Below are 11,753 nucleotides of genomic sequence, written 5' to 3'. Positions count from 1 at the left end.
GCATGGCTCGAGGGACGCGCGGGAAGCGCGCCCTTTTTTTGTGCCTAAATTCCAGTCCGCGAGAGCTGATGCCCAAAAGAACCGACATCTCCACCATCCTGATCATCGGCGCCGGTCCCATCGTGATCGGCCAAGCCTGCGAGTTCGACTACTCCGGCACGCAGGCCTGCAAGACGCTCAAGGAAGAGGGCTATCGGATCGTCCTGGTCAATTCCAACCCGGCGACGATCATGACCGACCCGGAGCTGGCGGATGCGACCTATATCGAGCCGATCACGCCCGAAATCGTCGCCAAGATCATCGAAAAGGAACGCCACGTCGTGCCCGGCGGCTTCGCGCTGCTGCCGACCATGGGCGGCCAGACCGCGCTGAACTGCGCGCTGTCGCTGCGCAAGCAGGGTACGCTGGAGAAGTTCGACGTCGAGATGATCGGCGCCACCGCCGACGCCATCGACAAGGCCGAAGACCGCCAGTTGTTCCGCGACGCCATGGAGAAGATCGGGCTGCAGACGCCGAGGTCGCGGCTCGCCAATGCGTCGGCGCTGAAGAAGTCCGACCGCGACAAATACCTCGCCGATCAGGCCAAGCTGTCCGGCCCCGAGCTCGAAGCCTTCGAACGGCAGTGGGAAGGCGGCGAGAACGAGCGGCGCAAGCGCTACCAGCAGCAGGCCTTGGCCGAAGCGCTGATGGCGCTGTCCGACATCGGCCTGCCCGCGATCATCCGCCCCTCCTTCACGCTCGGCGGCACCGGCGGCGGCATCGCCTACAACAAGGAAGAATATCTCGACATCATCGAGCGCGGCCTCGATGCCTCGCCGACCAACGAGGTGCTGATCGAGGAATCCGTCCTCGGCTGGAAAGAGTTCGAGATGGAGGTGGTGCGCGACAAGAAGGACAATTGCATCATCATCTGCTCGATCGAGAACGTCGATCCGATGGGCGTGCACACCGGCGATTCCATCACGGTGGCGCCGGCGCTGACGCTCACCGACAAGGAATACCAGATCATGCGCGACGCATCGATTGCGGTGCTGCGCGAGATCGGGGTCGAGACCGGCGGCTCCAACGTGCAGTTCGGCATCAATCCGGACGACGGCCGCATGGTCGTGATCGAGATGAATCCGCGCGTGTCGCGCTCGTCGGCGCTGGCCTCGAAGGCCACCGGCTTCCCGATCGCCAAGGTCGCCGCCAAGCTTGCGATCGGCTACACGCTCGACGAGATCGCCAACGACATCACCGGCGGCGCGACGCCGGCCTCGTTCGAGCCGACGATCGACTACGTCGTCACCAAGATTCCGCGCTTTGCGTTCGAGAAATTCCCCGGCGCCTCCTCCACGCTGACCACCTCGATGAAGTCGGTCGGCGAGGTGATGGCGATCGGTCGCACTTTCCAGGAGAGCCTGCAGAAGGCCCTGCGCGGGCTCGAGACCGGGCTGACCGGCCTCGACGAGATCGACATCGAGGGCCTCGGCCGCAGCGACGACAAGAACGCGATCCGCGCGGCGCTCGGCACGCCGACGCCGAACCGCCTGCTGCAGGTCGCGCAGGCGATGCGGCTCGGCTGGTCCAACGAGGATATCTTCAATTCCTGCAAGATCGATCCCTGGTTCCTCGCGGAGCTGCGCGCCATCGTCGAGATGGAAGGCAAGATCCGCAGCAGCGGCCTGCCGACCAATGCGTTCGCCATGCGGATGCTGAAGGCGATGGGCTTCTCCGACGCACGGCTCGCCGTGCTCACGGAGACCACCGAGGCCGACGTCACCGCCAAGCGCCACACGCTCGGGGTGCGCCCGGTATTCAAGCGCATCGACACCTGCGCGGCGGAGTTCGCTTCACCGACCGCCTACATGTATTCGACCTATGAGCGGCCGTTCGCCGGCGAATTTGCCGACGAGAGCGCGCCGTCGGACCGCAAGAAGGTGATCATCCTCGGCGGCGGCCCGAACCGCATCGGCCAGGGCATCGAGTTCGACTATTGCTGCTGCCACGCCTGCTTCGCGCTCGAGGACGCCGGTTACGAGACCATCATGGTCAACTGCAACCCGGAAACGGTGTCGACCGACTACGACACCGCCGACCGGCTGTATTTCGAGCCGCTGACCGCCGAGGACGTGCTTGAGATCATCGCGACCGAGCGCAAGAACGGCACGCTGCACGGCGTGATCGTGCAGTTCGGCGGCCAGACCCCGCTGAAGCTTGCCCGCGCGCTCGAAGCCGCCGAAGTGCCGATCCTCGGCACCTCGCCCGACGCGATCGACCTCGCCGAGGACCGCGACCGCTTCAAGCGCGTGCTCGACAAGCTGCGTCTCAAGCAGCCGAAGAACGGCATCGCCTATTCGGTCGAGCAGGCCCGCCTCGTCGCCGGCGATCTCGACCTGCCGCTGGTGGTGCGTCCGTCCTACGTGCTCGGCGGCCGCGCGATGCAGATCATCCGCGAGGAGAACCAGCTCAACGACTACCTGCTGGGAACGCTGCCCGAGCTGGTGCCCGCCGACATCAAGGCGCGCTACCCGAACGACAAGACCGGGCAAATCAACACCGTGCTCGGCAAGAACCCGCTGCTGTTCGACCGCTATCTGTCCGACGCAACCGAAGTCGACGTCGACTGCCTCTGCGACGGCAAGGACACCTTCATCGTCGGCATCATGGAGCACATCGAGGAAGCCGGCATCCATTCCGGCGACTCCGCCTGCTCGCTGCCGCCGCATTCGCTCGACGCCAAGACCATCGAGGAGCTGGAGCGGCAGACCCGCGAGCTCGCGCTCGGGCTCGACGTGGTCGGCCTGATGAACGTGCAATACGCCATCAAGGACGGCGAGATCTACGTGCTCGAGGTCAACCCGCGCGCATCCCGCACCGTGCCGTTCGTCGCCAAGGTGATCGGCACGCCGGTCGCCAAGATCGCGGCGCGGATCATGGCCGGCGAAAAGCTCGCCGACTTCAAGCTGAAGAAGAAGAAGCTCGGCCATGTCGGCGTGAAGGAATCGGTATTCCCGTTCGCGCGTTTCCCCGGCGTCGATACTGTGCTCGGACCGGAGATGCGTTCGACCGGCGAAGTGATGGGCATCGACCGCTCCTTCGAGGTCGCGTTCGCGAAGAGCCAGCTCGGCGGCGGCACGCGCGTGCCGCGGCAGGGCACGGTGTTCGTCTCGGTGCGCGGCGACGACAAGATGCGCATCGCGGATGCGGTGCGGCTGTTGCACTCGCTCGGCTTCAAGGTGATGGCAACCTCGGGCACGCAGCGCTACCTCAGCGACAACGGCGTGCCGACGGAAAAGGTGAACAAGGTGCTCGAAGGCCGTCCGCACATCGTCGACGCCATCACCAATGGCGACGTCCAGCTGGTCTTCAATACCACCGAAGGTCCGCAGGCGCTGGCCGACAGCCGCTCGCTGCGGCGGGCTGCCCTCTTGCATAAAGTGCCATATTACACCACTCTTTCGGGCGCGGTGGCGGCCGCACGGGGAATCCGGGCCTATCGGGACGGGGACCTTGAGGTCCGCACGCTTCAGAGTTACTTTTCCGAAAGCTGACCGCTGCCCGGGCTGAAGGCCCGAAGCGGTCAATTAGCCGAATGGCTGGAACTCACCGCGCGATTGGATGTTGTCACGGCCCTTAGCGGGGCCGAGTATCACTGGGCTTCCGGGCGCGTTGGCGCCCTGATTCCTGCGTTAGCTGAACTGGATATTCGTGCACGGCCGCCGGGCGCGCGCGATGAAGGACGAAGATGATGGATAAGGTTCCGATGACCGCGGGCGGATACGCCGCGCTGACGGACGAGTTGAAGCATCGCCAATCGGTGGATCGTCCACGCATCATCGAACACATCGCGGAAGCGCGCTCGCACGGCGATCTCTCGGAGAACGCCGAGTATCACGCCGCCAAGGAAGAGCAGTCGCACAACGAGGGCCGCATCGCCGAGCTCGAGGACAAGCTCGCGCGCGCCGACATCATCGACATTTCGAAACTGTCAGGCGACACCATCAAGTTCGGCGCGACCGTGACGCTGATCGATGAGGACACCGAGAAGAAGGCGGTGTGGCAGATCGTCGGCGAAGTCGAGGCCGACGCCAAGAAGGGCCGCATCTCCATCACCTCGCCGCTCGCGCGCGCGCTGATCGGCAAGAAGAAGGGGACCACCGTCGAGGTGATGGCGCCGGGCGGCGCCAAGGCCTACGAGATCACCAAGGTCGAGTGGCGGTAGTTACCTTCACGTGACTGGTGCAGAAAAGCCGCGTCCCGCACGCGGCTTTTTTTATGCCCCGCGTTTCTCCCGCTGCACGCCATGCCAGTGAGGCCGTGACATGTTTATGCAGTATAATCATGTCGGGGGACGGAGTTCGGGCTGACGATTGCGTCGCAACACGCATCGCTGCGCGTCACCGTGTCACTGCCGCGTTCTCTCGCAACTGCCATCGCGCGAGGAATGATTCCAGGCGCAAGGTGTTGACATCACACTCCGGTGGCGGACACCGTGTGTTTCTGCATCTTGCAACGTTCCAGTGTGTCAAACAGGGGGTAAATGACAATGGACCAGATGTTCTCCAAGCTCCAGCCGGTGGCGCTCAGCCTGTTCCGGTTCATCACCGGACTGCTGCTGTTTCAGTTCGGCGTTGCCAAAATTTTCAAATTCCCACCCGGGACAATGTTCGAGAAGGTCGAGCTGTTCTCATTGATCGGCGCGGCCGGCGCCCTCGAATTGGTGCTCGGCGGGCTCCTGATGATTGGCCTGTTCTCGCGGATCGTAGCCTTTATCCTGGCGGGTGAAATGGCCTTCGCTTACTTCATCGGCCATTTCCCAAAAGGGTTCTACCCGCTGCTCAATAACGGCAGTCTGGCGATCGCGTTCTGCTTCGCCTGCCTCTACCTCGCGACCTCGGGTCCGGGTCCGATCAGCGTCGACGCTGCGATGGGGAAGAGGTAGCAGCGCTAGGCGCTTCCCACTCATTGACGACGTCATTCCGGGATGGCGCGTTAGCGTCAGACCCGGAATCTCGAGATTCCGGGCTCGATGCTAACGCATCGCCCCGGAATGACGCGCACAGCGCTCTAGCCCACCGCCTTCAATCCCAGCGGCACCGCGGCCTCATATTTCGAATTGTGCAGCACCAGTGACGTCCTGACGTTGCGCACATGCGGCGCGGCCGTCAGGTGGGTGACGAAATCCTGGAACGTCGCCATGTCGGGCGCGACGCATTTGAGGATGAAGTCGACTTCGCCCGACAGCATCCAGCATTCCCGCACCAGCGGCTCGGCGCGCACGAAATTCTCGAAGGCGCGGAGATCGGCGTCAGCCTGGCTCGACAGATGCACCGAGGCGAACACCGTGACGTCGTAGCCGAGGCGGCGCGGATCGAGCAGGCCGCGGTATCCCTGGATGTAGCCTTCCTCCTCCAGCGCCCGGACCCTGCGCAGGCAGGGCGGCGGCGGCGAGATACCGACGCGTTTGGCCAGTTCCACATTGGTGATTCGGCCATCGGCCTGGATCTCGGCGAGGATTTTGAGGTCGATCTCGTCAAGGTTCTTCGACACGCGACTACAGTTCCCTAGGGGTTTGGAAGGCTTGGCGGGTCCGCCGGCAACTCTCATAGCGCAGCCCGCTGGCATTGCGCAATTTTATTGCGCGTGCAGCGCACGATTTCGCGAATGTGACTTCAGTTCCGGGGAAAAATCGCTGCCATGGATTGCAAATCTTGCATAGCTTCCCAGATATCTTAGACTTGGATTTGACACTTTCAGCACCGCCGTGACCTGCTTCCGGGGTGCTTCCCACACAAGTCCCCGTCAAAGTCCCCAGCAGAGAGGGATCAGCTAATGCCCGCGCCTGTCCACGCCAAGGTCGTCATCATCGGGTCCGGCCCCGCCGGTTACACCGCAGCGATCTACGCGGCACGCGCGATGCTCGAGCCGGTGCTGATCCAGGGCATCCAGCCGGGCGGGCAACTCACCATCACCACCGACGTCGAGAACTATCCCGGCTTCGCCGATGTGATCCAGGGCCCCTGGCTGATGGAGCAGATGGAGAAGCAGGCGGCCCATGTCGGCACCAAGATCGTCACCGATCTCGTCAACAAGCTGGAACTCGGCCAGCGCCCGTTTCGCCTGACCTGCGATTCCGGCGACGTCTATCTCGCCGAGACCGTGATCCTCGCCACCGGCGCCCAGGCGCGCTGGCTCGGACTGCCCTCGGAAGCAAAGTTCCAGGGCGGCGGGGTGTCGGCCTGCGCGACCTGCGACGGCTTCTTCTACCGCGGCAAGGACGTCGTGGTGGTCGGGGGCGGCAACACCGCCGTCGAGGAAGCGCTGTACCTGACCAATCACGCCTCCCAGGTCACCATCGTGCATCGCCGCGATCATTTCCGCGCCGAGCGCATCCTGCAGGAGCGGCTGTTCAAGAATCCCAAGATCAAGGTGGTGTGGGATTCGGCGATCGACGAAATCTGCGGATCGGAGAACCCGAACAAGGTCACCCATGTGCGGCTGAAGAACGTCAAGACCGGCGCGCTCACGAACCTCAAAACCGACGGCGTCTTCATCGCGATCGGCCATGCGCCGGCGACGGAGCTCGTCAAAGGCCAGATCAAGCTGAAACCGTCGGGCTATGTCGAGGTTGCGCCGAACTCCACCGCGACCTCGATGCCCGGCCTGTTCGCCGCGGGCGACGTGGCGGATGAAACCTTCCGGCAGGCGGTCACCGCCGCCGGCCTCGGCTGCATGGCTGCGCTCGAGGCGGAACGCTTCCTGGCTCTTCGCGCGAGCGATCGCGCAGCGGCGGAATAATCATGGCACGATCTCGCGACGGATTTACGGATATGGATTGGGACAAGCTGAAGGTCTTTCACGCAGCGGCGGAGGCGGGCAGCTTCACGCATGCCGGCGAACAGCTTGGCCTGTCGCAATCGGCAGTCTCCCGCCAGGTCAGCGCGCTGGAGCAGGAGCTCTCGGTGTCGCTGTTTCACCGCCACGCCCGCGGCCTGATCCTCACCGAGCAGGGCGACCTCCTGTTCCGCACCGCGCATGACGTGTTCATGCAGCTGCAGGCGGCCCGCGCAAAGCTCACCGACAGCCGCGAGCGGCCGAGCGGCGACCTCAAGATCACGACGCCCCCGGCGCTCGGCATCAACTGGCTGATCCCGCGGCTCGACGAGTTCACCGCGCTCTATCCCGACATCCGGATTTCGCTGATCGTCACCGACGAGGATCTCGACCTCTCGATGCGCGAGGCCGACGTCGCGATCCGCACCCGCAAGCCGACCCAGCCGGACCTGATCCAGCGCAAGCTGTTCTCGATCGGCTTCCATGCCTACTGCTCGCCGGAATACATCAAGCGCTTCGGCACGCCGCGCACGCTCGATGATCTCGACTCGCACCGCATCATCATGCTCGGCGACTCGCAGGTGCCGGCGCATCTGCAGAACCGCAGCTGGCTGATCGATGCCGGCCGCAACGGCTCCGGTCCGCGCGAGCCCTACTTCAAGGTCAACAACATCCTCGGCCTCGTGCGCGCCTGCCAGCAGGGCCTCGGCATCGCCGCGCTGCCGGACTATCTGGTCGAACAGAACAACCTCGTGCAGCTGTTCGGCGAGTCCGACTCGATCGCGCTCGACACCTACTTCGTCTATCCGGAAGAGCTGAAGACGGTGGCCCGGGTGCAGGTGTTCCGCGACTTCGTGGTCAGCAAGGCGCAGCGCTGGCCGTCGTGATTAAGCCGCCCTTATAGGGCTGCTTTATAGGGATATCCGTGCTGCCCCCGGTCTCCGCATGACTGACATGCGACCTGGATAGTTGCTGCAAGCCGTCGATGGGGATCATAGTGCTTACACGCTGAGCGTTCGCGTCGCGCATATGTCCCCCTCCTCCAGTGGCGCGGAAGTTCAGTAATCCCTCTTGGAAGGTGATTGTGTCGGCCTCACGTGGCCAATACCTTAAGCCGGGCTCACTCGAGCCCGGCTTTTTTTCATCGCCGTGCCTTTTCACCTCCATGGCATGCGCAAAACGCGCCGCACGCGCCGATCAGCATGTGCATTGACAACAACCTCGCAGCGCAGCATCATTATCCCATGATCACGACTTCGTGCGCCGTTCTGTCGTCGAAAAAAGCTCCCCTCCCGGGGACACGAGATCGCGCGCGATAAGATCACCTTCGCATTCAGACCGATCCCGAAACCCCGCCGCCTGGACGGGGTTTTTTGTTGGTCCCGTCTCCGGCTTTGCCTTCTTAAGGAGATGGAACATGACCGATCTACATCAGCAATTGCAGGGCCTCTGGCTGCCTTTGATCACGCCATTCCGTAACGGCGAGCTCGACGTCACGTCGCTGCGGCGTCTCGTACGGCACTACGCCAATGGCCGCGTCGACGGGTTCATTCTCGGCGCAACCTCCGGCGAGGGCATGGCGCTCAGCGTGGAGGAACTGGAGGGGCTGGTGAGCGTCGTGCTCGACGAGCTCAGTGCCAGCTCCCGCCATTTGCCGGTCTGTCTCGGGCTCTCCGGCGCCTCGACCGCCCGGATGAAGGAAGCGCTGGATGATACGGCCGACTGGCCGATCAACGGCTATCTGATCGCCAGCCCCTATTACATCAGGCCCTCGCAGCGCGGGCTCGTGCAGCACTTCAACGCGCTCGCCGATCACGCGTCGTGGCCGATCGTGCTTTACAACATTCCCTATCGCACGTCGGTGAACCTGACCAACGAGACGCTGCTGGCGCTCGCGGACCATCCGAACATCGCCGGCATGAAGGATTGCTGCGCCGACCGCGCGCAGTCGATCGACTTCCTCAACCGCCGGCCGGCCGGCTTTCGCGTGCTGACCGGCGAGGACGCGCAAACCTTCGATGCGCTCTCGGACGGCGCCGACGGCGCGATCCTGCTGTCCGCACATCTGGAAACAAACACCTTCGCTGCGATCCGCACGCTGCTGCAGCAGGGCCAGCGCGACGCGGCGCTGGCCGCCTGGCAGAGCGTCGTCGGCCTGACGAGGCTGCTGTTCGCCGAACCGAGCCCCGCGCCGGCCAAGCACTGGCTGTGGCGGCAGGGGTTGATCGACAGCCCCGAGGTGCGGCTGCCAATGGTCGCGGTCAGCGAGGATCTCGCAACCTGGCTCGACGCCGAGATGGAGCGCCGCGCGCAGCTGCTGCTGCCAGCGTGATCGCTCCGCTCCCTCTCCCCGTTCTTACGGGGAGAGGGCTGGGGTGAGGGGCTGCTTCCGCACAAAAGGCGAGAGACAGACTCGTGGAGAGTCCCCCTCACCCGGATCGCATTTTGCGATGCGATCCAACCTCTCCCCGCAAGCGGGGCGAGGTAAGAGACGCCTAGTCCAGCTTCACCTGCGAAAGCCGCAGCGCATTGCCGATCACGCTGACCGAGGACAGCGCCATCGCGGCGGCGCCGACCATCGGCGACAGCAAGATGCCGAACAGCGGATACAGCACGCCGGCTGCGATTGGCACGCCGGCGGCGTTGTAGACGAACGCGAACGCCAGGTTCTGGCGAATGTTGCGCATCGTCGCGACCGACAGCCGCCGCGCGCGCACCAGGCCCATCAGATCGCCCGTGAGCAGCGTGACGCCGGCACTCTCGATCGCGACGTCGGTGCCGCCGCCCATCGCGATGCCGACATCGGCGGCGGCGAGCGCCGGCGCGTCATTGACGCCGTCGCCGGCCATCGCGACGGTGCGCCCCTCGCCGCGCAGCCGCTGCACGACCTCGCTCTTGCGCTCCGGCAGAACGCCGGCCTGGACGTCGTCGATGCCGAGCGTCTTTGCCACCGCCCGCGCGGTGGTCTCGTTGTCGCCGGTCAGCATCACGATGCGCAGGCCCTCGGCGCGCAGCGCCTGCAACGCACTGGTCGCGGACGGCTTGACCGGATCGGCAATCGCGATCACGCCGGCGATGCGGCCGTCGACCGCGACATAGATCGCCGTGGCGCCGTCCCGCCGTGCGGCCTCGGCCGCCTCGTCGAGCGCTGCCGTCGCGATCTTCAGCTCGGCCATCAGCACCGCGTTGCCGAGCGCAACCTGCCTGCCCTCGACCGTGCCGGTCGCGCCCTTGCCGGAGGGCGAGGCAAAATTGCTGACGGCGGACGATGCGAGCTTGCGCTCCCCGGCGGCGGCGATAATCGCCTGCGCCAGCGGGTGCTCGCTGCCCTGCTCGACACTGGCGGCAACGCGCAGCAGATCGCTCTCGTCGAATCCTTCGGCGGCAATGACGCGCACGACCTTCGGCTTGCCTTCGGTGAGCGTTCCGGTCTTGTCGATGACCAGCGTGTCGATCGCCTCCATCCGCTCCAGCGCCTGCGCGTCGCGGATCAGGATGCCGGAATGCGCGCCGCGGCCGACGCCGACCATGATCGACATCGGCGTCGCCAATCCCAGCGCGCACGGACAGGCGATGATCAGCACCGTGACGGCGGCGACCAGCGCGAAGGTCAGGCGCGGCTCAGGGCCGAACACCGTCCAGGCGATGAAGGCGAGCACGGCAGCGGCGATCACCGCCGGCACGAACCAGCCGGCGACGCGATCGGCGAGCCGCTGAATCGGCGCGCGTGAGCGCTGCGCCTTCGCCACCATGTCGACGATCCGCGACAGCATGGTGTCGCGGCCGATCTTCTCGGCGCGCATCACGAGGCCGCCGCTCTGGTTGACCGTACCGCCGATCACGCTCGCGCCTTCGGCCTTCGTGACCGGCATCGACTCGCCTGTGACCATGGACTCATCAATGACCGCACTGCCCTCGACGACGACGCCGTCGACCGGAACCTTCTCGCCCGGCCGCACGCGAAGGCGGTCGCCGACCTTGATCGCATCGATGTCGATGTCCTCGTCGCCATGATCGGTGATGCGCCGCGCGGTCTTCGGCGCGAGACCGAGCAGCGCGCGGATCGCGCCCGAGGTCTGCGCGCGGGCGCGCAATTCCAGCACCTGGCCAAGCAGCACCAGCACCGTGATCACCGCCGCCGCCTCGAAATACACCGCGACCGCGCCATGCATGTCGCGGAACGCGGGCGGGAATAGCTGCGGCGCCAGCGTCGCGACCACGCTGTAGACATAGGCAACGCCGGTGCCCATCGCGATCAGCGTGAACATGTTGAGATTGCGGGTGACCAGCGACTGCCAGCCGCGCACGAAGAACGGCGCGCCGGCCCACAGCACGACCGGCGTCGCCAGCACGAGTGAGACCCAGTTCGACCAGTGCTGCGGCACCAGCTGCATCAATCCGAGATGGCTGCCCATCTCGAGCACGAACACCGGCACGGTCAGCGCGAGACCGATCCAGAACCGCCGCGTCATGTCGATCAGTTCAGGATCGGGACCGTCGTCGAGCGAGACCTGCTCGGGCTCCAGCGCCATGCCGCAGATCGGGCAGCTGCCGGGGCCGACCTGGCGCACCTCGGGATGCATCGGGCAGGTGTAGATGGTGCCCGCGGGCGCCGGCGGCTCCTCTTCACGCGGCTTGAGATACTTCTGAGGGTCGGCCTCGAAACGCTCGCGGCAGCGGCCGCTGCAGAACAGGTACTCCTCGCCCTGGTAGCTGAAGCGATGCTTGGCGGTCGCCGGGTCGACCTTCATGCCGCAGACCGGATCGATCGCGAACGCCGTCTCGGCCGGCGGCGTGTCGTGATCATGCTTGCCGCCGCAGCAGGAATGCGCGGCCGCGCCATTGTGGTGATGATCCGCGTGCGAATGGTCGTGCTTTGCGTGTGCCACGAAACTCTTCCCGGCCGGTAATCCGACCTCTTGATTTAGATACCCTAG

At 65.1% G+C, this 11,753-nt stretch carries 8 protein-coding genes; 6 read left to right on the top strand and 2 right to left on the bottom strand.

Annotated features, from left to right (window positions below; translation table 11 throughout):
* The first annotated feature begins 68 nt into the window (after positions 1 to 68).
* The 3 genes from carB (at position 69) to ACVMIH_RS34325 (ending at position 4,924) form a co-directional block, all read left to right on the top strand.
* Entirely contained in the window at positions 69 to 3,533 is a 3,465-nt protein-coding gene (carB, locus tag ACVMIH_RS34335) for a carbamoyl-phosphate synthase large subunit (RefSeq protein WP_456864782.1), read from the top strand.
* Positions 3,534 to 3,730: 197 nt separating this feature from the next.
* Positions 3,731 to 4,204, top strand: coding sequence for a transcription elongation factor GreA (gene greA, locus ACVMIH_RS34330; protein WP_018269816.1), 474 nt, complete (start codon positions 3,731 to 3,733; stop codon positions 4,202 to 4,204).
* A 324-nt stretch (positions 4,205 to 4,528) separates the two neighbouring features.
* On the top strand, positions 4,529 to 4,924 hold the full coding sequence (locus tag ACVMIH_RS34325; protein WP_057017035.1) for a DoxX family protein: 396 nt from the start codon (positions 4,529 to 4,531) through the stop codon (positions 4,922 to 4,924).
* 125 nt (positions 4,925 to 5,049) lie between these two features.
* On the opposite strand, the gene ACVMIH_RS34320 is transcribed toward ACVMIH_RS34325, so the two are convergent.
* Entirely contained in the window at positions 5,050 to 5,532 is a 483-nt protein-coding gene (locus tag ACVMIH_RS34320) for an Lrp/AsnC family transcriptional regulator (protein WP_456864780.1), read from the bottom strand.
* Between the two features lie 282 nt (positions 5,533 to 5,814).
* On the opposite strand from ACVMIH_RS34320, the gene trxB reads away from it, so the two are divergent.
* The 3 genes from trxB to dapA all read left to right on the top strand — a co-directional run bounded on the left by trxB (position 5,815) and on the right by dapA (position 9,148).
* Entirely contained in the window at positions 5,815 to 6,780 is a 966-nt protein-coding gene (gene trxB / locus ACVMIH_RS34315) for a thioredoxin-disulfide reductase (RefSeq protein WP_057017037.1), read from the top strand.
* A 2-nt stretch (positions 6,781 to 6,782) separates the two neighbouring features.
* Positions 6,783 to 7,703, top strand: a complete 921-nt coding sequence (locus tag ACVMIH_RS34310) for a LysR family transcriptional regulator (RefSeq protein WP_026192264.1) — start codon at positions 6,783 to 6,785, stop codon at positions 7,701 to 7,703.
* 530 nt (positions 7,704 to 8,233) lie between these two features.
* Positions 8,234 to 9,148 (top strand): 4-hydroxy-tetrahydrodipicolinate synthase, encoded by a 915-nt coding sequence (gene dapA / locus ACVMIH_RS34305; RefSeq protein ID WP_456853122.1) that lies wholly within the window; start codon positions 8,234 to 8,236, stop codon positions 9,146 to 9,148.
* Positions 9,149 to 9,311: 163 nt separating this feature from the next.
* Here dapA and ACVMIH_RS34300 read toward each other — a convergent pair whose 3' ends face one another.
* A complete protein-coding gene (locus ACVMIH_RS34300; RefSeq protein WP_456853125.1) occupies positions 9,312 to 11,705 on the bottom strand; it encodes a heavy metal translocating P-type ATPase in 2,394 nt (797 codons plus the stop codon).
* Between the last annotated feature and the right edge of the window lie 48 nt (positions 11,706 to 11,753).

Source organism: Bradyrhizobium sp. USDA 4503 (assembly GCF_054055815.1).
Note: the sequence above shows the minus strand (reverse complement) of the source record. Positions and strands in the feature narration are given on the sequence as shown.